The sequence below is a fragment of the Nocardia sp. NPDC004860 genome (assembly GCF_040609015.1).
Classification (GTDB): Bacteria; Actinomycetota; Actinomycetes; order Mycobacteriales; family Mycobacteriaceae; genus Nocardia.
This window is the reverse complement of the sequence record NZ_JBEXJI010000005.1, coordinates 162,766-183,876: the sequence shown is the minus strand read 5'-3', so window position 1 is coordinate 183,876 and position 21,111 is coordinate 162,766. Positions and strand designations below refer to the sequence as shown.

At 69.0% G+C, this 21,111-nt stretch carries 21 protein-coding genes; 12 read left to right on the top strand and 9 right to left on the bottom strand.

Going from position 1 to position 21,111, the window contains the following annotated elements; translation table 11 throughout:
* Positions 1-50 precede the first annotated feature (50 nt).
* Entirely contained in the window at positions 51-668 is a 618-nt protein-coding gene (locus tag ABZV44_RS13615) for a helix-turn-helix domain-containing protein (RefSeq protein WP_354835664.1), read from the top strand.
* Positions 669-673: 5 nt separating this feature from the next.
* On the opposite strand, the gene ABZV44_RS13610 is transcribed toward ABZV44_RS13615, so the two are convergent.
* From ABZV44_RS13610 to ABZV44_RS13600, 3 genes are all read right to left on the bottom strand, one after another.
* Positions 674-1,903 (bottom strand): lipase family protein, encoded by a 1,230-nt coding sequence (locus ABZV44_RS13610; protein ID WP_354835662.1) that lies wholly within the window; start codon positions 1,901-1,903, stop codon positions 674-676.
* A 66-nt stretch (positions 1,904-1,969) separates the two neighbouring features.
* Positions 1,970-2,731: a hypothetical protein gene (locus tag ABZV44_RS13605; RefSeq protein ID WP_354835659.1), complete on the bottom strand. Its 762-nt coding sequence runs from the start codon at positions 2,729-2,731 to the stop codon at positions 1,970-1,972.
* A 26-nt stretch (positions 2,732-2,757) separates the two neighbouring features.
* On the bottom strand, positions 2,758-3,495 hold the full coding sequence (locus tag ABZV44_RS13600) for a hypothetical protein (RefSeq protein ID WP_354835656.1): 738 nt from the start codon (positions 3,493-3,495) through the stop codon (positions 2,758-2,760).
* A gap of 149 nt (positions 3,496-3,644) precedes the next feature.
* Here ABZV44_RS13600 and ABZV44_RS13595 point away from each other — a divergent pair, with 149 nt between their 5' ends.
* On the top strand, positions 3,645-4,853 hold the full coding sequence (locus ABZV44_RS13595) for a family 1 glycosylhydrolase (RefSeq protein ID WP_354835653.1): 1,209 nt from the start codon (positions 3,645-3,647) through the stop codon (positions 4,851-4,853).
* 2 nt (positions 4,854-4,855) lie between these two features.
* Positions 4,856-5,464 (top strand): GDSL-type esterase/lipase family protein, encoded by a 609-nt coding sequence (locus tag ABZV44_RS13590; protein ID WP_354835650.1) that lies wholly within the window; start codon positions 4,856-4,858, stop codon positions 5,462-5,464.
* Between the two features lie 67 nt (positions 5,465-5,531).
* Here ABZV44_RS13590 and ABZV44_RS13585 read toward each other — a convergent pair whose 3' ends face one another.
* From ABZV44_RS13585 to ABZV44_RS13575, 3 genes are all read right to left on the bottom strand, one after another.
* On the bottom strand, positions 5,532-7,130 hold the full coding sequence (locus tag ABZV44_RS13585) for an MFS transporter (RefSeq protein ID WP_354835648.1): 1,599 nt from the start codon (positions 7,128-7,130) through the stop codon (positions 5,532-5,534).
* Between the two features lie 92 nt (positions 7,131-7,222).
* The gene (locus tag ABZV44_RS13580; protein WP_354835646.1) at positions 7,223-8,491 is read right to left on the bottom strand and encodes an MFS transporter; all 1,269 of its coding nucleotides are present in this window, start codon (positions 8,489-8,491) and stop codon (positions 7,223-7,225) included.
* Positions 8,492-8,503: 12 nt separating this feature from the next.
* Positions 8,504-9,355 (bottom strand): SDR family NAD(P)-dependent oxidoreductase, encoded by an 852-nt coding sequence (locus ABZV44_RS13575; protein ID WP_354835644.1) that lies wholly within the window; start codon positions 9,353-9,355, stop codon positions 8,504-8,506.
* A 322-nt stretch (positions 9,356-9,677) separates the two neighbouring features.
* Between ABZV44_RS13575 and ABZV44_RS13570 the strand changes: the two genes are divergently transcribed.
* Entirely contained in the window at positions 9,678-10,700 is a 1,023-nt protein-coding gene (locus tag ABZV44_RS13570; protein ID WP_354835642.1) for an AraC family transcriptional regulator ligand-binding domain-containing protein, read from the top strand.
* Positions 10,701-10,885: 185 nt separating this feature from the next.
* Entirely contained in the window at positions 10,886-12,577 is a 1,692-nt protein-coding gene (locus ABZV44_RS13565) for a BTAD domain-containing putative transcriptional regulator (RefSeq protein ID WP_354835640.1), read from the top strand.
* A gap of 34 nt (positions 12,578-12,611) precedes the next feature.
* On the opposite strand, the gene ABZV44_RS13560 is transcribed toward ABZV44_RS13565, so the two are convergent.
* The gene (locus ABZV44_RS13560; RefSeq protein ID WP_354835638.1) at positions 12,612-13,751 is read right to left on the bottom strand and encodes a hypothetical protein; all 1,140 of its coding nucleotides are present in this window, start codon (positions 13,749-13,751) and stop codon (positions 12,612-12,614) included.
* Positions 13,751-14,686: a metal-dependent hydrolase gene (locus tag ABZV44_RS13555; protein WP_354835636.1), complete on the bottom strand. Its 936-nt coding sequence runs from the start codon at positions 14,684-14,686 to the stop codon at positions 13,751-13,753. Before ABZV44_RS13555 ends, ABZV44_RS13560 begins: the two co-directional genes overlap by 1 nt.
* Before the next feature lie 174 nt (positions 14,687-14,860).
* On the opposite strand from ABZV44_RS13555, the gene ABZV44_RS13550 reads away from it, so the two are divergent.
* The 5 genes from ABZV44_RS13550 (at position 14,861) to ABZV44_RS13530 (ending at position 18,669) form a co-directional block, all read left to right on the top strand.
* Positions 14,861-15,496: a TetR/AcrR family transcriptional regulator gene (locus ABZV44_RS13550; RefSeq protein ID WP_354835633.1), complete on the top strand. Its 636-nt coding sequence runs from the start codon at positions 14,861-14,863 to the stop codon at positions 15,494-15,496.
* Between the two features lie 83 nt (positions 15,497-15,579).
* The gene (locus tag ABZV44_RS13545; protein ID WP_354835631.1) at positions 15,580-16,776 is read left to right on the top strand and encodes a glycosyltransferase 87 family protein; all 1,197 of its coding nucleotides are present in this window, start codon (positions 15,580-15,582) and stop codon (positions 16,774-16,776) included.
* A 470-nt stretch (positions 16,777-17,246) separates the two neighbouring features.
* Positions 17,247-17,597, top strand: coding sequence for a nitroreductase/quinone reductase family protein (locus tag ABZV44_RS13540; protein ID WP_354835629.1), 351 nt, complete (start codon positions 17,247-17,249; stop codon positions 17,595-17,597).
* Between the two features lie 48 nt (positions 17,598-17,645).
* Positions 17,646-18,185, top strand: coding sequence for a TIGR00730 family Rossman fold protein (locus ABZV44_RS13535; protein ID WP_354835627.1), 540 nt, complete (start codon positions 17,646-17,648; stop codon positions 18,183-18,185).
* Positions 18,186-18,303: 118 nt separating this feature from the next.
* Positions 18,304-18,669, top strand: coding sequence for a hypothetical protein (locus ABZV44_RS13530; RefSeq protein ID WP_354835625.1), 366 nt, complete (start codon positions 18,304-18,306; stop codon positions 18,667-18,669).
* Here ABZV44_RS13530 and ABZV44_RS13525 read toward each other — a convergent pair.
* On the bottom strand, positions 18,666-19,367 hold the full coding sequence (locus tag ABZV44_RS13525) for a hypothetical protein (protein WP_354835623.1): 702 nt from the start codon (positions 19,365-19,367) through the stop codon (positions 18,666-18,668). The genes ABZV44_RS13530 and ABZV44_RS13525 overlap by 4 nt on opposite strands.
* A 353-nt stretch (positions 19,368-19,720) precedes the next feature.
* Here ABZV44_RS13525 and ABZV44_RS13520 point away from each other — a divergent pair, with 353 nt between their 5' ends.
* Together ABZV44_RS13520 and ABZV44_RS13515 are read left to right on the top strand one after the other, a co-directional pair.
* The gene (locus ABZV44_RS13520) at positions 19,721-20,851 is read left to right on the top strand and encodes an alpha/beta hydrolase family protein (RefSeq protein ID WP_354835621.1); all 1,131 of its coding nucleotides are present in this window, start codon (positions 19,721-19,723) and stop codon (positions 20,849-20,851) included.
* A gap of 110 nt (positions 20,852-20,961) precedes the next feature.
* Positions 20,962-21,102, top strand: coding sequence for a hypothetical protein (locus tag ABZV44_RS13515; protein ID WP_354835619.1), 141 nt, complete (start codon positions 20,962-20,964; stop codon positions 21,100-21,102).
* Positions 21,103-21,111: the final 9 nt, after the last annotated feature.

Genomic DNA, 21,111 nt, shown 5'->3' with positions numbered 1-21,111 from the left:
GGCAATATCGGTGCAAACGAAACCCGTTCGGCGGGTGGGAGGTCGGACGCATGGCGCGAACACGCGACGCCGAACAGTCGGGCGCGGCGCGGCGCGGCCAGATCCTGGCCGCCGCGATGACCCTCTTCGCCGAGAACGGGTACCGCGGCACCTCGCTGGCGGCGGTCGCCGCCGCGGCGGGCATCACGCGGTCCGGGGTGCTGCACCATTTCTCCAGCAAGGAGGCGCTGCTGTCGGCGGTGCTGGCCGAACGCGATCAGCAGGCGTTCGACGCGGTCGAGGTCGATCGCGAGTACCAGGGTCCGGCGGTGCTGCGCGCTCTCGAGATCGTGGATGATCTGGCCGAGCGCAATCGGGCCGATCCGGAGCTCACCCGGATGAGCCATCTGGCCCTCTTCGGCTCCGCCGACGCCCCGGATGTGGCGCACGAGTGGTCGAATCAGCGCATCCGGACCTACCGCGACAACCTGGCCCGGGTGATCGAGCAGAGCGCCGCCGCCGGCGATATTCGTGCCGACGTCGATGCCGAGGCCGCCGCGCTGCTGCTGGTGGGCGCGCTCACCGGCCTGACCGAACTCTGGCTGCGCGACGACTCGCTGGACATGGTGGGCGCGGTCCGGATGCTCACCGGCCTGCTGCGCCGGGATCTGGCACCGGACCAGGACTGACCTCCTCACCACCCCGGTCCCACCGGGCGATCCAGGTCGGCATTGGCGACGGGGCCGCCGGCGAACCGTTCCCGCAGGAACTGCTGCGCCGTGGCCTGCCGCTTCGACGCCTCCAGACCATGCTCGCCGATCGGGTCGCGCACGGTGACGACGGTCGTGCCGCCGCGCCGCCAGGCCGCGACCAGATCGTCGGCCTGGGCGACCGGCACGACTTCGTCCGAGTCGGATTGGTAGTCGAGGATGGGCATCGTCGGTGCGCCGCCGCCGAGCGAATTCCGTTGCAGCGCTCCGGTGAGCCGGGTGTCGTCGTGGTAACCGTCGGCGGTGGCCGCGGCCAGCCGCCAGAACGGGAATCGAATCAGCAGTTCGATGACGCACACGTCGGCGGCGGCCGCGGTGTCCGCCCGGCCGCGCTCGTTGAGCAGTTCGTCGATGCGAGCGTCGGGGAACTCGCGCTGATACGACACCAGCACGCCGACCAGAAAGCCCGAGAACACCCCGCCGTCAACATTTTTCATGACCGCCGGCAGGTTCGCGGGCACCCCGCCGAGGGCGGCTCCGGCGAAGGTCAGCTCGGGCGCGTAGGCAGGCTGTAGCTCCGCCGCCCAGCCGGTGGCCGCCGCCCCGCCGGAGTAACCGTCCAGCGCCCAGCGGGTATCCGGCCCGAGCCCGGCGGGCGCGAATGCCCCGGCGGCCCGGACCCCGTCCAGGATGGCGTGCCCGGACTGCGGGCCGGTGAGGAAGGCCGACTTCGGCCCCTCGAAATCGGGGACCGCCAGCGCCCAGCCCTCGGCCAGCATGGCGGCGATCTGATCACCGGATTGCAAAGTGCCCGTGGCTATTCCGTACGAGGGCGCGCACCGGGTGCCGGTGGAGTCCTCCGGAATCTGTTCGGACACGGCGGGCCGGGAGCCCGGACCGGTCCATGGCGCGGTCGGCACCAGCAGTGTGGTGACACCCAGCTCCGGGTTCCCCAGCGAATCATTGGTGCGATACGACACCTGCCAGGCCCGCACCGCGACCGGCAGCTTGGTGCCGATCTCCCGCCCCGCCACCACCTGGCCATTGCGCAGGGTGCCGATATCGGGTGGTGGGGTGTAGAACGGATCCTGGTCCGGCACAACGGAAACGGCCGACGGCTCCTCGGCGGATACCGGGGCGGTGGCGGACATCGGCACGGTGGCCGCCGCCGCGGCGACGGCCAGTGCGGCAGCGACCGCAAGACGCGAAACCATGAAATGCACTCTCTCGGTTGATTGTCGAATCGTCGTCGGCCCGCCGCCCCACCGGCCGTCCCGGGTCTAGCTACCGGACCCGCTGCTGCTGCCGGACCCGCCGCTGCTGCTGCCCGACCCGATCGACGGTGGCATGCGCAGCACGGCGTCGGGGACGCCGGTGCCGTTCGGATCGAGCACGCCGCCCTGGTGGGCGTACATGCTCTCGCCGGGCGCGGCATTCACCGTCGAGATGTAACGCCACACGCCGTCGGCCAGCGCGGCGCCACCGGCGACGAGCGTCCCCAGCAGCCCGCCCGCGCCGGCGAAGGTGCCGATGGCGGCGGGTGCTACGGCCAGGCACGCGGGCCCTATCACCAGGCACGAGCCCAGACCGATGACCGCCCCGACCGCCGCGCCGAGCAGCGCGCCCGCGATCGATCCCAGCGGCACCTTCGCCATATTGGCGGCGAAGTCGTTGACCGCCAGCTGTTCCTCCATGGGCGAGGCGACCGGCTTCAGCCCGGTGTCGGGTGTCAGCGTGAGAGCGCGCCCGGACTCCATGACCTGGTACCGCATCGGGTGCAGTACGCCGTCGAGCAGAAATCCGGTCGGCAGGCTGAGGACGGATTGCCCGTCCAGGGTATGGATTTCGACTCCCTGCCCGTCGGCGGTGGCGGCGAACAGCGCGTGGTCGAGCACGGCCAGCACGGAGTCGCCGACCACCCGGGCGGCGACGGTGGGCTCGGCAGCCGGCTCGGCGGCGGGTTCGGCGAGCGCGGTGCCGGTCCCGGCGGCGACCGCGCACACGGTCAGGGACGCGACGGAAAGCGTTGCGCGAAGGTTCATCTCGGAGTTCCTCGGTGCTTCCCGGCTCAGTTGCCCTCGGCCGGGGCGGCCGGAACGCCCGGCCTGCCCTGGAGGTCCTTGGCGTAAATGCTCTGTCCCGGAGCCGCATTGAGCGCGGTGATGTACTGGTAGACGGCGTAGGCGGCCGCGGGCCCGCCGCCGATGACCAACCCGGCCAGGCCGCCGACGCCGCCCACCAGGCTCACGATCGGCAGCACGGCGATCACGCAGCCCAGGCTCAGGACCAGGCAGGACGCGCCCGCCACGGTGAACCCGACGCCGATGCCGATGACCGCGCCGATGGCGGTGCCGATCAGGCTGCCCACCGAGGTGCCGATGCTGACGGAGTTGATCATGTCGTTCATGGCCAGCTGGTTCTCCAGCGGCGAGGCGACCGGGGTCAGCGGCGCCGCGATGGGAGTCAGTGCCGAGCGGTCGACGGCCGCCGCGTCGGGCGTCAGGCGCAGCGTGCGGCCGTCCTCGGACACCTGCTGGCGAATGGAGAGCCGCTGCCCGTCGATGGTGTAGGCCAGCGGCAGCGAGTCCAGCACGGTGCCCGCGTCATCGCGAATGCCGATGGCGTCCGCGGCGGCCGGGGCGAAGGTGCCGTGGTCCAGGCTGACCACCACGGTGCCGTCGGTCAGGCCGGCGTGGTAGCCGACCGGTGCGACGGATTGTTCGGGAGCCGCGTTCGCGGTGGCCGCGGTGACGGCCACACCGGCGACTGCACAGGCGGCGATCAGGCCCGCGCGACGATTCTTCATGGGAATACCTCAATTGTTCGTACTGCCTTACCGCCGGAGAGCGTACCGACTGATGGGTCAGTCTGCTATAAAATCGCCAAACGAAAAATTGGCACATTCCGTGCGGAAAGGATTCCGACAATGCATCGACGCTATGAGGTACCCGGCACATGACACCGAAGCTGCCCGCCGAATTCCTGTGGGGCGCGGCCACCTCCCCGCATCAAACCGAGGGAAACAACATCGGCAGCGATTGGTGGGCCCTCGAAAACGCCGAACACCCGGTCATTCCGGAGCGCAGCGGGGACGCTGTCGACAGCTATCACCGCTACCCCGCGGACATGGCCCTGCTCGCGGGAGCGGGCTTGAACGCCTACCGGTTCGGCGTCGAGTGGGCGCGTATCGAACCCGAGCGTGGACAGGTCTCGCTGGCGGCGCTCGCCCACTACCGCCGCATGATCGACACCGCGCTCGACTGCGGTCTCACACCGGTCGTCACGCTGCACCACTTCACCGGCCCACGCTGGTTCGCCGAACTGGGCGGCTGGACGAACCCGCACGCGGTCGGACATTTCGCCCGGTTCGTGAGCGCCGTGACGCCGATCCTGGGCGATGTGCCCTGGGTGTGCACGATCAACGAGCCGAACATGGTCGCCACCATGGCGGGCGTGCAGCGCGCGGTTCCGGACGCGGAAGCCGTGCGGGCCTTCGCTTCCGGCGCGCTCCCGGACCCGGACCCGGACGCCGCCCGCGTCCTCATCGAGGCCCATCACATCGCCACCGGGATCGTGAAGGCCGAGACCGACGCCGCGGTTGGGTGGACAGTGGCGCAGCAGGCGTTCGTCGCCGCTCCCGGCTGCGAAGAGCAACTGGAACAGGCGAATCGGCTGTGGGAGGACCCCTACCTGGAGGCCGCTCGCGACGACGATTTCATCGGCAGCCAGGCGTACACCAGCCGGCTGGTGGGCCCCGACGGTCCCATCCCGCACGCCGAGGATCCCGGCAACACGCTCACCGGCTGGGCCTATCGGCCGGACGCACTGGGTATCGCGGTGCGCCACGCCTGGAAGGTCACCGGCGGCACCCCGGTACTGGTCACCGAGAACGGCATCGCCACCGCCGACGACACCCGCCGCATCGCCTACACCACCGAGGCACTCGACCACCTGCGGCTGGCCATGGCCGACGGCGTCGCGGTGCGCGGGTACCTGCACTGGTCGGCGCTGGACAATTACGAATGGGGGCACTGGCGGCCGACCTTCGGGCTGATCGCGGTCGACCGCAAGACCTTCGCCCGCACGCCCAAACCGAGCCTGGCCTGGCTGGGCTCGGTCGCCCGCGAGAACGTGCTGCCGGTGGCCGCCCGTCAGGAGAAGTAACCGTGTTCATCTACAAACTGGGCCGTCGCTACATGCTCCGGACCTCCATTGCCATGCGGGCCTCGCAATTCGCCCAGCTGCCCCCGCCCACCGGGCGAGTGGTGTTCTACGGCGACAGCATCACCGAGGGCGGCCTGTGGGACGAGTGGTTCCCGCAGGTGCGTCCGGTCAATCGCGGGATCGGCGGCAATACGGTCGACGATCTGCGGGCCCGCCTGGACACCGCCATCGACGCGCCGGCCGCGGTCTTCCTGCTGATCGGCACGAATGATCTCGGGCTGGGCCAGACCCCGCGTCAGGTCGCGGAGAACCTGCGCGAGCTGGTCTCCGAGATTCGTGAGCGGGCGCCGCACGCGCCGTTGTTCGTGCAGAGCGTGATGCCCCGGCGGGCGAAGTTCGCCGAGCGGATTCGCGAACTGAATTCCGTGATCGTGGAAATCGCCGCGCAGGCCGACGCGGTGTACATCGATCTGTGGCCGGCTCTCGCCGACGCCAATGGCGTGCTGCGGCGGGAATTCACCCGCGACGGACTGCATTTGTCGGGTGCGGGATATGCGGCCTGGGCCGAGGTGCTGCAGCCGCGCATCGCCGCCCTGCGTCTCGAACGCTGACCCCTCCCCGCAACAGACCGCCGGCCGGAACGGAATCCGTTCCGGCCGGCGGCGTTTTCGATGAAGGTCAGCCTGCTTGTTCGGGTGCGGCAGGTTCGACAGCGGCAGATTCGACCGTCGCAGGTTCGACTGCCGCCGGCTGGGATGCGGCAGGTTGGGGCACGATCGACTCGATGCTCACCTGCTCGATGGTGCGCGGCAGCAGCAGCGCGAAGAGCAGACCCACGCCCGCGATGGCGGCCGCGATCAGGAATCCGACCCGCAGCCCCCCTTCGGTGTAGATGACCGCGCCATTGAGCATCCGCGTGATCATCGGCGGCAGCTCGGCGACATGGGAGCCGTTCATGACGGAGAACGCGATGATCGGCGCGATGGCCGGAATCACGGTCTGGCACACGCTGACCAGCGCCGCCGTCGACGCCTGGACGCCGGGCGGCACCGCCGCGATCAGCAGATTCGGCGTCGCCGCGTACGCCAGGCCGGTGCCGAGGCCGACGAGCCCGGCGAAGAGCAGCAGCAGGTCCTTACTGTCGTGGGAATACGCCGTGAGGGCGGAACCCAGTGCGGTCGAGAGCATTCCGAGCGCCAGCAGCAGACCGGGCCGGATCAGCCGACGCCCGGCGAGAACACCGACCGCGATCCCGCCGGCCACGCTCAGCAGTCCGATCGGCACCAGGTATTCGGCGACGCCCTTCGGCGTCACGCCGAATCCGTAGCCCAGCCCGAGCATGGCCGGGGTCCGGATCAGCATCGGCAGCACCATGGCGTACAAACCCGTTGCGGCATAGACGCATCCGGCGGCGAGGGCGGTGAGCAGCACCGGGCGGCGACGCCACAGCCGGAGGTCGATCAGGGCGTCCCCGGTCCGGGCCGCGGTCGCGAGCCAGGCGACGATCAGCGCGGCGCCGGCGCCGAGGCAGGCGAGGGTGGGCGGCGTGACCCAACCCCACGCCGGTCCCTGCGACACCCCGACGAGCACGATCACCAGTCCGAGACCGAGCAGTGCCGCGCCGCGCACGCCCACCCGAACCGGCAGCCGCACAGTCGATTCCCGCGTGGTGACCGCGACCGCCACCGCCGCGAGCGCGGTGACGAGGAAGAAGAACCCGAAGACGGTGCGATAGCCGTGATCGTCGAGCAGTCGTTCGGTGAGATACGGCGCGGGGATGGCGGCCAGGCCCACCGCCGAGGTCACGATCGACACCGCCAGCGCAATGGTCCTGGGCGGGAAGACATCCCGGACCAGCGAGTAGCTCAGGAACAGGCAGGGTACCAGCAGCCCGAACAGGCAGCGCCCCGCCAGGAGGATCGCGAAGCTGGGCGCCAGCGCGGACATCAACGCACCGGCCGCCGACAATGCCAGGCAGCTCAGCAGGATTCGGCGCTTGCCGTGCAGATCGGCCAGCTTGCCGAGCAGGGGCGCCGTGGCGGCGCCGACCAGCAGGAACGACGTCATCACCCAACCGGCCTGGGTGGTGTGGAAGTGCGCGGTGATGGCGGGTTCCGCCATCGGCACCAGCGGGTAGCTGAGGGCGAGCGTCTCGACGACGGCGACGAGCGCGGCCAGCGAGCAGACCACGCGCCAATTCCAGCCGGGTCGCGGTCTCCCCGGTGGTTCGACCTGCTGGGCGGGTTCGGTGCCGTCGAAGGAGGCAGAGGAGGTCACGACAGGGAGTCCTTTCGAGGGATCGTGAGTGGAGAAGGGTGAAGCCGTTGCCCTGAAAGGGTTTTCGGTGTGCGGAGGGGTTCCCCGCGTCCTCAGCGGACGCTCTTGATCGGCAGTACCGCGAGCGCGCCGAGGGCGGAGACGATGGCCGCGGTGGGATAGACCGCGCCGTAGCTGCCGGACAGGTGCACGATGGCGGCGGCGATGGCCGGGGCCAGCACGCTGGGCAGGGTGGTGGCGATATTGAGAATTCCCAGGTCCTTGGCGAAGTCGTCCTTCGCGGGCAGCACCTCGGAGACCAGTGCGATATCGACCGCGGTGAAAATGCCGAAGCCGATGGTCGTCACGGCGCCGGAGGCGAACAATCCGGCCACTGTCGGGGCGGCCAGTGGGATGAGCGTCGAGACCGCGACGATCAGCCCGCCCGCCAGCACCAGGGGTTTGCGGCGGCCGATGCGATCGGAGTACGGCCCCGCCACCACGATGGCCACCAGGAATCCGGGCAGGCCCACCACGCCGACCAGCGGCACCACCTTGGCGGCTTCGCCGGTGCTGAGTCCGATATAGCCCTGCGCGAGATACAGCTGATAGGTGAGCACCATGAAATAGCCGCCGAAGATGAACAGGCGCCCGAGGAAGGCCCAGCCGAAATCGGGATGTTCGCGAGGATCAACCCACAGGGCGGTGAGGAAGTCCCGCACCGAGAATCCGGGTCGCGGGATGCCGCGATTGTCAGCCTCCGGATTCACCGCGAGAAAGGCCACGACGATCACCAGGATCACGCCGGTCGCGCTGAAGTAGCCCAGCGGAATGCGGTCGACGAACAGCGAGGCGAGAACCGGTCCGACAATGGCCGAGGCGATCGATCCCAATCCCGACAGCGTGGAATACCGGCCGCGCAGAGGAATTGGAATCCGGTCGGGAAGGATGGCCGACAGCGGTCCCGCCAGGGCGTTGAAACCGAATTGGATGGTCATGGCGGCCACCACCAGCCAGGCGATGGTGGTCGACAGTCCCGCGGTGATGAGCCCGGCCGCACCGATCAGCGCGCCGAGCAGAATCCACGGGGAGCGGGCCCCCGCCCGGGTGCGGGTGCGATCGGACAGCACGCCGATCAGCGGCTGGGCGACCATGGCAGCCACCGCGCCGGCCGCCTGCACCAGCGCCAGATTGCCGACCTTGGCGTCGGCGTCGACGGCCTGAACCTGAAGTGCCAGAAAGTATCCCGACACCGCGAAGCCCAATGCGGAGCTCGCGCTGGCGAAGGGTACCGAGGCCAGCAGTCGTTTCAGCGCGCGGTCGGCCGGGGGAGCGCTGTCGGGGGTGCGCACAACGGTGGTGGCGGCGAGCTTTTCGTCCATCTCGTGCCCGCCCTAATCGCCGGCGGGGCATGGTGTTCCGGTCCGAGCGCCGAGCGCGTCATCGGCCAGCCGCCACATCTCCTCGACCTGATTGCGGAAGGTGTCGCGGGTGAACTCGGGCAGCGCGAAGACCAGGGGTTCATTGCGCAGGATCCCGTCGACGGCCGCGCGGGCCACATCGTGCGGTTCGATCGCCAGCGGAATCACTCCGGTGCCGAACGGTTCCCGCGCCCGGCGCCCGAAGCTGTCGGGCCGATTGCGCTGCGCGTCGAGGATGCGCGTCGCCGCCTGTCCCGGGCACAGCAGGGTGACGCCGATGCCGTCATCGGCCAGCTCGCTCCGCAGTCCGAGGGTGACGCCGACGACCGCGTGCTTGGTGGCGCTGTACAGCGCGCTGGTGGCGGTGTCCGGCAGGAACGCGTGCGTGGACGCGGTATTCATGACGTGCCGCCACCCGGTGGCCCGGCTCATGCGGGGGAGAAAGGCGTGCAGGCAGTTCAGCATCCCCTCCACATTCACCGACGACAGCCACCGCCAGTCGCCGATCGTCGCGTCGGCGACCGGCCCGAACAGCAGCACCCCCGCGTTGTTGCACAGCAGTTCGACCGATCCGAACTCCTCATAGCTCGCCGCGGCCAGCTCCGCCACCGACCCCGGATCCGCCACATCGACGCCGTAGCCGAGCGCCCGCACGCCACGATCCCGCAGCTCCGCGGCGGTCCGCCGGACACCGATCTCGTCGATGTCGGCGAGCACGACCGACATCCCGCGCGCGCCCAGCTCCGCCGCGAGCGCCGCGCCTATCCCGCCGGCCGCGCCGGTGACCACGGCGGTCCGGCCGCTGAGCAGATCTGATTCAGGCATGAGGTTCCTTCCTGGGTTTTCGCTCGTCTCCGCCATCCGAAGCAAGCAGACTGACTCATAAGTCGGTCAGCTTAGCCTGTTACCCCGATCACGTCGAGAGCGCGAGGATGGGCAGCACCTGCTTCGCTCGGTAACACCGGCTGGGTTCGTCGTGTCTGCCTCGGAGGTTCTGGCAGATCCCGCAACCCCGGGCAGTAGGACGGCCGTTCGGCAGAGGCGCTCTTCTCGACGATCGCTCTTGTTCCGGATCCTGTCGCGCCACAAGCTATGTGAGGGCGAACGCGCTGAACCTGGCGTGTGCGCGAGGTAGGGAGGTAGGCCGATGGTCGCGGTTTCGGTGCAGGAGGAGCTCGGCGTGCAGGTCGAGGCGACCGACAACGTCCGGCTGCCGCAATCGATACTGCGGCACGCGGTTTCGGCGGGACTGGAACCGCGACAGCTCACCCGGGATTCGGGGGTACCCACCTGGTCGATGAGCGACGGCGAGGAGTACCGCGTCCCCAGCGCCGGATACCTGCGCACCTGGGAGGTGGTCGAGCACGGGCTCGGCAACCCGGACGCGGCGCTCGATATCGCCGAGCGGTACGTCCTGGGCCAAGTGGGTTTGTACGACTACCTTTTCAGCACCGCGCCGACGCTGGGGGCCGGGCTGGAACTGTGCGGAACGTACCTGGGGGCCATCACCACGAACTTCCGCATGGAGCCGGGCCTCGAGACCGAGGAGGAGGTCACCTTCGAGATCGGCATGATCAATGGCGAGGGCCGCGGCCGGGAGCTGGCCGCGCAGTGGGGGCTGGCCGCGATCTTCACGCGCGGCAGGCTGGTCATGGACGGGCCGGTGAGCCCGGTCCGCGTCGCCTTCCACCAGCGGGCGCCGCGCAACCACGACCGGCTGGTCGAGTTGTTCGGCACCGACGCCATCGATTTCGGCGCTCCCGCGGACAGCATCACGGTCAGTACCGCCGATCTGGTCCGCCCGCTGCGCACCGCGGACCCCCGGCTGGCCGAGATCCTCCAGCGGTACGCGGCCACCACCCAGCCCGTGGTGCCGCCGCGCGCCACCACCTGGACCGACCATCTGGGCCTGGTCATTTCCGCTGCCCTGGAGCAGGATTCGGTCACCATCGACCAGGTCGCCGCCCGCCTGTTCCTGAGCCGCCGCTCGCTGCAGCGGCGTCTGGCCGAGCACGGCACGACCTGGCGCACCGAGCTCGAGCGCGCCCGGCGCCGGCGGTACGAGCAGGCCGCGGCGGACGGCCCGCTCACCCGGTCGGAACAGGCGGAGCTACTCGGTTACAAGGATCTTCGGTCGGCCCGCCGCGCGGTGGAACGGTGGCAGGACTGACGCGCTCTCGTCCGGATTGGCACGTTTTTGCCTTGTGATTGGCGCAATCAGCCCTCGTCGACGGACCGGTCGTCCCATGAAACTGACGATGCGGGGGAGCCGAATCGGGTGGGTTGATGTCGAGCGAGGGACGTGTGGGACAGATAACGCTCCTTGGTGGAGTGGGCATTTCGGCCGATGGGCAGGTGAAACGGGTCGGTGGCCCGCGGGTGCGCATGCTGCTGGCGCTGCTCGCCCTGCAGCCCGGCCGGGCGACGACCTGTGACGCGCTGATCGGCGCCATCTGGGGTGACAGCCTGCCGGCCGATCCGGCGAATGCCCTGCAGACACTGGTGAAACGGCTGCGCGCGGTGCTGCCGGAGCACGCGGCGGTGGAATCGGACGGCGGCGGGTATCGGCTGCGCCTCGCGGCCGACGACATCGACATGCACCGCTTCACGCGCCTGGCCGAGAAGGGCATCGGCCGGTTGGCGGCCGGTGAGGTCGCCGCCGCCGCCCGGACCCTCGATGTCGCGTTCGGCCTGTGGCGTGGTGCGGCCTTCGCGGACCTGGCCGACCATCCGGACCTGTACTGGCACGCGGACCGGCTGAACCAGCTGCGCCTGCACGCGGTCGAGGCCCGCGCCGACGCCTACCTGGCACTGGGACGGGCACGGGAGCTGGTCGCCTCCCTCGAGGCGGAACTCCGCGACGAGCCGTTGCGAGAGTCCTTGGCGGTGCGGGTGATTCACGCGCTGACCGCCGCCGGCCGGTCCGGCCGGGCCCGGGAGGTCTTCGACGCCACCCGTACGCAGCTGCGCCGCGAGCTCGGCGTGCCGCCCTCCCGCGAGCTGGTCCTCGCCCTCGATCGCGGCGCGAGCCCCGCAACCGCTCCCACGCCTGCCCTGCCGGTCCGCCTGACCAGCCTGATCGGCCGCGAACCCGACCTGAACCGCCTTGCGGCCCTACTGCCCTCGACCCGGCTGCTGACCCTGACCGGTCCCGGCGGGATCGGCAAGACCAGCCTCGCTCTGGAGGCTGCCACCCGCCTGGCCCCCCGCTGGCCGGACGGCTGCCGCCTGGTCGAGCTGGCCGCGATCGGCGACGCTGCCACCGCGGGCGAGCACCTGCTGGCCGGGCTCGGGCTGCGCGCCGAGCCGGATTCGCTGCACGCCTGCCCGATGCACCGCCCGGCCGTCGGCGCGAAGCTGCTGCTCGTCCTCGACAACTGCGAGCACGTGCTCGATATCGCGGAGCTGGTCGCGGACGTACTCAGCCGCTGCCCCGACCTGACGGTGCTCGCCACCAGCCGCGAGCCCCTCGGCATCAATGGCGAAACCCTGTTCCCGGTGCGGCCTCTGGCGTCGCCGCCACCCGGATCGGCCCCCGCGGAGGCCCTCGGCTCCGCCGCGATACACCTGTTCCTCGACCGGGCCCGCGCCGTCCGATCCGGCTTCACCCTGACCGACGAGAACTACGAGACGATCGCCGCCATCTGCCGCCGCCTGGACGGCATCCCGCTGGCCCTGGAACTGGCCGCCGCCCGCGTCCACACCATGACCCCCGCCCAGATCCTGCGCCGCCTCGACGATCGTTTCCGCCTGCTCGCCGGCACCCGCTCCGCCGTGGAACGGCACCGCTCCCTCTACACCACCATCGAATGGAGCTGGGACACCCTCGCCGCCCCGGAACGTCGCCTGGCCCAACGCCTCTGGCAGTTCCCGGACGGCGCGACCCTCGACACCCTGCAGGAGGTCGGCCCCGGCGACATCCTGGCCCCGCTGAGCCGCCTGGTGAACAAATCCCTGGTCGAGTTCGACGGCCGCCGCTACCGGATGCTGGAAACCATCCGGGCTTTCGTCGGTTCCACCGTCTGCTCCGAGCAGAGCGTCGCGTAGTCACCGGGATCGGGTGCGCCGGTACCGCATTCGATCAGACAGTCGCGGGCGAATCCTCCTTCTCCGAAGCGGTCGTGGCGGGCAGGGTGAAAACGGCTGCGACGCAGAGGATGCCGATGGCGAAGCAGGCGAGGGTGTACCAGAGGTTGCCGATGGGGTCGCCGTTGCGGGTGACTCCGCCGGTGGCGTCGAGGAAGTCGGGGAGGGCGGTGGCCCACAGGACGGCCATGACGAGCAGGTAGACCACGCTGTAGGCGCGGACGAACCGGTTGTCGTAGCCGGGGTCGGCCGATCCGGGCTGTCGCCGGCGCGTCCATTGGCGGTACATCAGCACGATCGCCGCCAGGGTGAGAACGATCAGTTCGAGCGCGTAGATGGTGCCGCGGACGGTCGTGCTGCCGGCTCCGAGCACGGTGGCGGGCAGCGGGAGGATGAAGGTTCCGAGTGAGGCCAGCAGGCCGATCACGATGGTGCGCCAGACCAGTTGGAGGCCGGTGAAGCGCTCGCCGCCGTCGACGCGGCGCCCTACGAACCAGTACACGCAGAACGCCAGCGACATCGGCCACAGCGCGGCGAAGACCACCACGCTCGGCAGCGGTACCGAATCGAACATGGGCTGGTTGAGCGGGTTCGAGGTCGACCACTCCCACCAGCGCAGCTGCGGCCCGATCTGATCGAAGATCTCGTAGAACGCGTGGTGCACGAATCCGACGCAGGCCGCCCCGGCGATCGCGCCGTAGGTCCGGAAGACCCCCAGCATGCGCACGATCTCGTACGCGAGCGTCGCCATGAACGGATAGATCGCCACGATATAGAGCGGCAACCGCCCCCAGAGGAAATCCACCGTGAAGACGTTGTGCGCGAACATCGTGTCCACATGCCCCGAAATACCGAACGCCGCGGGGAAATACAGCGGTGGCTCGATGATGAACAGGTACGCGGTGGCGCCGAACCACAGCACCAGGTTGGTGGGATCGCCGTGGCGGCGCAGCCGCACGATGGCCCACACCAGCGCGAGCACCGAGCCGACGATCACGGTCAGCTCGAGGACGGGCAGCGTCCAGTTCTCCAGCGCCAGCGGGTTTCTCACCTCGACCAGCCCGCCCGCCGTGTCGCAGGAGAAGCCGAGCGATCGGGCGAGCTGGTCGAAGGTGGGTGCGCAGTGGCCGGTCATCAGTTCGCCTCCGCCCCGGTCGCCGCCGCGGTGTACCAGCGCGTGACGTCGTATCCGTCGCGGTAGCGCTCGAACCACACATCGGCCAGTGCCGGCGTGTTCTCGTGTGCCGGATCATGGTTGGGCAGCTGGCTGCGGATGATGCCGCGCAGCGCGGTGAGCTGCTCGCCCAGCGGCAGGCTGTCGAAGGCCCGCGGCCCCGGCCCCGCGTAGGGCAGCGCGAAGCGCGGCAGCAGCTTGCCCAGCCGCTGCTGGTAGCGGTAAGTGGCGAACATCGACAGTGCGTCGATCTTCCGGTCCTCCAGCGGCACATGCTTATTGAACCCTGCACAAGCCATCCGGACGACCTTCAGCACATGCCGGAAGATGGACGGTGCCACCCGCATGCGATAGAGATCGCTGCCCACCAGCGAATCGAAGATGATGAGCGCGGAACTGCGGTGCTCGACCTCCTCGACGAAATGCCAGATGAACAGCGACGCGACCCGGTCGTCCCCGGGCCGGAACAGCGACGCCTCGTTGTCCAGCATGAGCTTGAAGACCGAGGTGAAGGTGGCTTCCAGATCGGCGGTATAGGCCAGCCGGTACTTCAGCGGGGTGTTCGCGGTGAGCTTGTCGAATTCCGCGACCACTTCGTCGAGGGTCTCCTGCAATCCCGGGTAGGCGCGGATCAATCCGCGCACGTGCTGGCGGTGCGCGGTCGAATGCTGACCCTCCTGCCGCATGAAGGCGTCGGCCTCCTCGGCGACGGCGGGGTCGGTGAATTGCGGCTTGGCCTGCGTGATCATCTGCACGATCATCTTCTCGAAACCGATGGCCAGGAACGACACCGCGTTGGCCATGCTGGAGAAGGCCGGGTTCTCGGGATTCCAGAGGAACGGCACGTCGTGCTCCTCGAACGCGAAAGTCAGCTTCCGCACAATCAAATCCGTCATGTCGGGCGATACCTCGTCTTCCGGAGGTGGATGGGTCCGGTGGCCCGGTCGCGCGCTCCGATGCCGCTGTGAACATACAAACATACATCAGCGCGTACAAGTGTATGATTGGAAGACCCAGCTCAGACCGTATGCCGTACTGGACGGGACGATCCCGCGTGTTACGGTCGGGCCGTGGCACGAAGGCGCGGGTGGGGCGGGAGTCCGCCGGAGAACGACGAGGAGGCATCCCGTCGAATCGTCGCCGCCGCAGTCGAATTGATCGCGCGCACCGGTGCGGAGATCAGCATCGCGGACGTCGCGGAATCGCTCGGGGTGATCCGCCAGACCGTGTACCGGTACTTCCCCAGTGCGGACGCGCTCATGCGGGCCTCGGCCATCGCCTCGGTGGACGACTTCCTGGACCGGCTGGCCGCGCAGGTCAGCGGCATGACCGATCCGGTCGAGGCCATGACCGAGGGCGTCGTCTACACCCTCGCCGAGGTGCGCCGGACGCCGCACCTGGGCATCCTGCTGGCCGCCACCTACTCCAATGCCGACCCCGCCGGCATCACCTCCGCGGAGGCGCAGGCCTTCGGCATCACCATGATCAAACGCTTCGACGTGGACTGGCGGCACTACGGCTACGACGACGAATCCCTGCGCGAGCTGGTGGAATTCCTGCTGCGCACCATGCAGTCGTTCTTCATCTCGCCGGGCAATCCGCCGCGCGGAGACGCGGAGTTGCGGCGATACCTGCGCCGCTGGATGGGGTCGGCGATCATCGCCCAGGCGAGCGCCGTGCCGGGTGCGCCGAACCGGCGGTCGTGATCGCGCCAGGTCATTCACTAGGCTAATTGGTTGTGTCGGATTCACGCTCGATGGAGGTTTCCCGCTCCGGTGCAACGCTTTTCGTGCTCACACTGAGTGCGTTGCTGGCGTTGGCGCTGGTGTTCACGACGGTCGATCCCTGGCTGGAGAAGGCGGGAATTCTCGTGGGCGGGCTCGATGTGCACATCTACCGCGAGGGCGCCTGGCGTTTGCTGCACGGGCATTCGTTGTATCGGGACGAGACCGTCGGGGGGCTGCTCTACACCTACACGCCGTTCTCGGCCATGGTGTTCATCCCGGGGCTCGCCGTGCCCGCGGCCTGGATCACCGATGCGTTCCTGCTGGTGAATCTCGGTGTGCTGTATGCCTGTGTCCTGCTGTGCTGGCGGATGCTCGGCTATCGGATGAGCACCCGCGTGGCGAGTGTCGGTGCGCTGCTGGCGATTACGTGCATCTTCCTCGAACCGGTGCGCACCACACTGTTCTACGGGCAGATCAACCTGGTGCTCATGCTGCTGGTGCTGTGGGACTTCGCGCGGCCCGAGGACGGGCGGCTGCGTGGCCTCGGCGTCGGGGTGGCCGCCGGGGTCAAACTGGTACCGGGCTTCTTCATCGTGCAGTATCTGGTGCTGCGCCAATGGCGTTCGGCCGCAACGGCGTCGGTGACGGTGGCGGCGACGGTTGCCCTGGCCTGGCTCGTCTCGCCGGGTGATTCCCGCGAATACTGGTTCTCGACCTTCTTCCACTCCGAGCGCATCGCACCCGACACCGAGCCGGCCAACCAGTCGGTCCGCGGCGTGCTCGCGCACCTGACCGGGGGTGGCGCGCCCGTCTGGTTGTGGCTGATCCTCGGGGGCGTGGTGGCGGGTGTGGGCCTGACGCTCGTCGCCGTGCTGGACCGCTGCGGCGAGCGGTTGCTCGCGGTCACGCTGGGCGGGATGACGGCCTGTGCGGTGTCGCCGTTCTCGTGGGGACACCACTGGGTGTGGTTCGTCCCGCTACTGGTCCATCTCGTGCACCGGGCGCAGACCCGGCCGCTGTGGTGGCTCGCGGCGGCGCTGCTGTTCGTGGCCACCGGGGCATGGACGTACCAGTGGACTCCGGATTTCGCCTCGGTCGGCGTCTTCGTCCTGCCCAAACCCTGGCACTCCGAGCCGATTCTGGAGAACGCCCACGTGATCGTGTACGTGTTCGCCCTGCTCTACGGCCTGTCGGTGGCGCGCCCCGCCGAGGTCGAGCGGCCCCGGGCAGCGGTTGCGGATCCGATCCGCGTCGGCTGACATACACGAGATTCGGGGCGGGCCATGGTCGATGATCGAATACTCCGATTTATTCATCGTGATTTGCCGTGACGATGCGGTACCGGAGACGGGATAGCCTGGGAAATTCATGGCAAACTCCCTGCCGCGGTGAAAGGTGCGGTCCGGCGGCGAATTTTGTTCCTTTCCAAGGCATTTCCCGGACTATTCCGGCAGGAATGGATGTGATTGCCATCCGTCCAGTCTCCGGCAACGAATAGGTGATCAGCACCGTTGTCGGTTCAGGTACGAACCGACTGGTAACGGTTATTCGCATTTTCCACAAAGGAGGAAAGGCCCATGATTCCGCACTTCATCGGCGACTTCATCGACGCTGTGAACACCCTCATCGCGAAGTGGTTCCTCCCGTAGAGCCGCCGGCCCGGGGAGGTCCGCCGCCCCGGGCCACCGATCCCACCCGTGCTACCGTGCCCCGGAACAGGAGGGCGCACATGGTGAAAAATGTTGTGGCACAGGTTGTGGGCGGGGTCAATGCCGGTATCGTGGCGCTGACCAAGCTTCCGGTGATCGGCCCGCTCATGGGCCGCGGATTCGTCGTCATCACCTACACCGGCCGCCGCTCGGGCAAGACTTTCTCCACGCCGGTCAACTACTGGCGTTCGGGCGACGAACTCGTCATCGGCGTCGGCATGCCGGACAAGAAGAGCTGGTGGCGCAACTTCCAGGGCGAGGGCGGGCCGATCTCGTTGCACCTGAACGGCGTCGACCGCACGGGCCACGCGGTGACCCAGCGCGACAACGGCCGCGTCTCGGTGCGGGTCACCCTCGACGACAAGGCCTGAGCGCCACCGCGGCCGGGCCGCGGCCCCTTTCGGCAATACAGTGACTGCATGAACATCTGCGTGTTTCTGTCGGCCGCCGACCTCGACGAGCGCTACACCGGGCCCGCCCGCGAGTTCGCGGAGTTGATCGGGAAGGGCGGGCACACGCTGGTGTGGGGCGGGTCCGAAGCCGGGTTGATGAAGATCGTTGCCGATGGGGTGCAGAACAGCGGCGGCAGGCTGGTCGGGGTGTCGGCGGAGTTCCTGCGCGGCGGGGCGCGTGCCAATGCCGACGAGATGATCATCGCCCCCGATCTGGCCGCGCGGAAGGCGAAGCTGCTCGAGCTCGCCGACTGCGTGGTCATCATGGTCGGCGGCACCGGGACCCTCGACGAGGCCACCGCGATCCTCGAGATGAAGAAGCACCGGATGCACCGGAAGCCGGTGGTCCTGCTGAACACCGCCGGGTTCTACGACGGGCTGATGCAGCAGTTCCAGCGCATGGAGGCCGAGGGCTTCCTGCCGGTGCCGCTGGCCGACCTCGTGTACTTCGCCACCGACGGTGCGCACGCCATGGCCTATCTCGAGGACGCGGTGCGCCGCCGCTGAGCGTCTTCCCGGGCGGATTCGCGTTGCCCCACCGAAGCCTCCGTGCCAGCCTGGTTGCAGTGGGACATCTGCCCGGGCATATCGATGTGCGTCCGGCCGGGTGCTCGAGGAGGCAGCCGTGAAGGACCGGGCAGGACTCGGGGAGCACTCGACGCTGCGCGTCACCGTCGACTTCACCGACGCGGCCCATCGGTCGCTGGGGGTGGGCTGGTCGGTGGACGCGGCGGCCTACCGGCGGTTCGAGTCAGCGCGAATCTTCCTGGTGGCGATCGGTTCCCGGCCCTGCCGGACCTATCTGGGGCTGGTCGACGGGCAGGATCGAACCTCGATCCAGCTGCCCGAGGCGCTCCCCGCCGGCGCATACGCCATCGACATCGACGCCTACGGTAGTGCCAGCTGGGGCGACGGCCGGCTGGACGCCCGCGGGCGCAGCCCGGTCTTCACCGTCGAGCCCGAGGCGGCCGAATCCGCCGGTGCCGATTAGCGCGGTGCGTCGGGCAGCCCGGGGTGGGCGGCGAAGTCGACCGGACCGAGCAGGTCGGCCACCTGGCACAGTTGCCCCGCGAACCGGGGAATCAGGTTCGGGTCCTTCAGCTTTCCGCCGGGCGCGCAGGTGAGCAGCTCGTTGCCGACCAGGCTCCACTGCGGTACCGTGCCCGCGATGTGCGCGGCGACCAGTGCCGGTCCGACCATGGTCTTGGCGTGCGCCGGGGCCATCGCATCGATCCGGAAGCGGGCGTCGAACAGCACATTGCCGGTGGCGGTCGGCTTGTCGCCGAACAGGGCCCGGCCGAACTGCGACATCAGCCCGCGCTGCCGCACCGCGAGGGCGGGATGCGGCCGGTCCAGCAGCACCAGCGCCACCAGGTGGTGGTGCGTGGTGGTGGTCGTGGATTCGCCTGTGCTCGAGGTGGTTTCGTACGAGTACTCGGCGACCGTCACCCAGCGCCCGCCGACCTGTCCGGTCAGGGTGACGCCGAGCCCGCGGGGATTGCGTCCCGGGAGCCGCGCGGTCCACGGAGCGAACGATCGTTCCTGGAATGTCCAGCCGTTGACCATGGCCCAATCCCGCAGTCGCGCCTTCCGATCCCGTTCGGCCAGGATCGCGATGGGCAGCAACACCATCAGCAGTACCAGCGGGATCCCCAACAACACACCGAAGACAAGCACCGCCGCCTCCATCCCCGTCCCCTTTCACCGGTGTTCGGTCCCGTGGGGCTCGAACTGTTCGCGGTGCCAGCCTTCGTGTGAACCCTTCCGGTTCGCTTAACAGATCATTGCGCCGAAGGGATATCAACATCTTGTTGAATGCGACTCGTGACGCACCCGACCCGCACCGCGGCGGCGACCTCATCCGCGTCGAACTGGCCTAGCGCGCATTCCGATCCGGCCCAGTGCCGCAATCTGATTCGGGGGGACCAGATCCCTCGGCAGCGGCTATGCTGCTCGGCGAACCGCCGCGCCGGGAACAGGGAGCGGGGGAGGATCGAGGGGAGCGGCCGGGTTCGGCCGTGGAGTGAAAGGCACAACAGGATATGCGGGGTGGATGGGCCAAGCGGGGCCTGGCGGGAGCCGCGGTGGCCGTATTGCTGCCGTTCGGGGCGTTGACGGCCGGACCGGCTGCGGCAGACACGAATCCGGATGCGTTCGACTTCTATGTCGACTCCAGCATGGGTTCGATCAAGTCCCGGATCGTGCGCGCGGCCGACGGAAATACCGACCGGGTGGTGTACCTGCTCGATGGCGAGCGCGCGCAGAACGATTACAACGGCTGGGAGATTCACACCAGCATTCCGGCCGCGCTGGCCAAGTTCAATATCAATGTGGTGATGCCGGTCGGCGGCGAATCCAGCTTCTATCAGGACTGGGATGCCCCGAGCAGCTTCGGCGGCGCCAATCCCGATGCGTCGCTGTTCCCGAGCCGGGATTCCGGTTCGGCGGTCGCGGGCTGGGACGAGACCTCCGGCAAGTCCTACACCTACCAGTGGGAGACCTTCCTCTCCCAGAACCTGCGTGATGCGCTGCGAGATCGACTGGGGTTCAGCGACTCTCGCAACGGCATCTTCGGGCTGTCCAGTGGCGGCAGCGCGGCCCTGCTGATGGCGGCCTACCACCCCGGCCAGTTCAACTACGCCGGTTCGCTGTCGGGTTACCTGTACATGTCGGCGCCCGGCATGCGTGACGCCCTGCGCCTGGCCCTGCTCGCGGCCGGCGGCTACAACATCGATTCCATGGCCGCCGCGGGCAGCGCCAAGTGGCAGCGGATGGACCCGTACGGCTTCGTCCAGCAGTTGATCGACAACAACACCCGCCTCTACATCGCCGCGGGTAGCGCCGTCCCCGCCCAGCAGGACCTGTCCTCCGCGGACGCGGTCATCCAGGGCATGCCCCTGGAAGGCATCGCCCTGGCCAACACCAAGGCTTTCCAGTCCCGCCTGCAGTCCCTCGGCTACGACAACGTCAGCTACGACTTCCCGAGCATCGGCGTCCACAACTGGGGCAACTGGGAGCAGGTCGCCAACCGCATGCTCCCCGACATCGCCCAGCACATCGGCAAGCCCCTCCCCCCGGGCGCCCAGCCCGCCCAGCCCCCGGCCGACGCCCCGCCCGGCGCCCAGCCCCCGAACGGCGCCCCGCCCGCCGGCGCCCCGGCTCCGCAAAACTGACCGGGCCCAACTGAATCGACAACGCCGAACCCAGAGACCCGCCGCCGTCCGAGCATTCGGACCGCGGCGGGTCACTTCTTGTCAGCTCGGCACGCGCGAATTGTGTGGCGATGGTGGGGGATCGGTCGATAGCGTGCAGCCGATTCACCGGTGGGCGGACCATCCTCGAACTGTGGGTGCCGGCCGACGAGCTGGAAGAGTTCAATGAGCACCTGGTGGGCCCGATCGAAGTCGTTCACGAATTCCGTTGATACACGACC

Bases quoted from the DNA above. Each gene is read 5' to 3' on its own strand.
- ABZV44_RS13615 (WP_354835664.1), top strand. From the start codon at position 51: ATGGCGCGAACACGCGACGCCGAACAGTCGGGCGCGGCGCGGCGCGGC.
- ABZV44_RS13610 (WP_354835662.1), bottom strand. From the start codon at position 1,903: ATGGTTTCGCGTCTTGCGGTCGCTGCCGCACTGGCCGTCGCCGCGGCG.
- ABZV44_RS13605 (WP_354835659.1), bottom strand. From the start codon at position 2,731: ATGAACCTTCGCGCAACGCTTTCCGTCGCGTCCCTGACCGTGTGCGCG.
- ABZV44_RS13600 (WP_354835656.1), bottom strand. From the start codon at position 3,495: ATGAAGAATCGTCGCGCGGGCCTGATCGCCGCCTGTGCAGTCGCCGGT.
- ABZV44_RS13595 (WP_354835653.1), top strand. From the start codon at position 3,645: ATGACACCGAAGCTGCCCGCCGAATTCCTGTGGGGCGCGGCCACCTCC.
- ABZV44_RS13580 (WP_354835646.1), bottom strand. From the start codon at position 8,491: ATGGACGAAAAGCTCGCCGCCACCACCGTTGTGCGCACCCCCGACAGC.
- ABZV44_RS13575 (WP_354835644.1), bottom strand. From the start codon at position 9,355: ATGCCTGAATCAGATCTGCTCAGCGGCCGGACCGCCGTGGTCACCGGC.
- ABZV44_RS13570 (WP_354835642.1), top strand. From the start codon at position 9,678: ATGGTCGCGGTTTCGGTGCAGGAGGAGCTCGGCGTGCAGGTCGAGGCG.
- ABZV44_RS13560 (WP_354835638.1), bottom strand. From the start codon at position 13,751: ATGACCGGCCACTGCGCACCCACCTTCGACCAGCTCGCCCGATCGCTC.
- ABZV44_RS13555 (WP_354835636.1), bottom strand. From the start codon at position 14,686: ATGACGGATTTGATTGTGCGGAAGCTGACTTTCGCGTTCGAGGAGCAC.
- ABZV44_RS13540 (WP_354835629.1), top strand. From the start codon at position 17,247: ATGGTGAAAAATGTTGTGGCACAGGTTGTGGGCGGGGTCAATGCCGGT.
- ABZV44_RS13535 (WP_354835627.1), top strand. From the start codon at position 17,646: ATGAACATCTGCGTGTTTCTGTCGGCCGCCGACCTCGACGAGCGCTAC.
- ABZV44_RS13525 (WP_354835623.1), bottom strand. From the start codon at position 19,367: ATGGAGGCGGCGGTGCTTGTCTTCGGTGTGTTGTTGGGGATCCCGCTG.
- ABZV44_RS13520 (WP_354835621.1), top strand. From the start codon at position 19,721: ATGCGGGGTGGATGGGCCAAGCGGGGCCTGGCGGGAGCCGCGGTGGCC.
- ABZV44_RS13515 (WP_354835619.1), top strand. From the start codon at position 20,962: ATGGTGGGGGATCGGTCGATAGCGTGCAGCCGATTCACCGGTGGGCGG.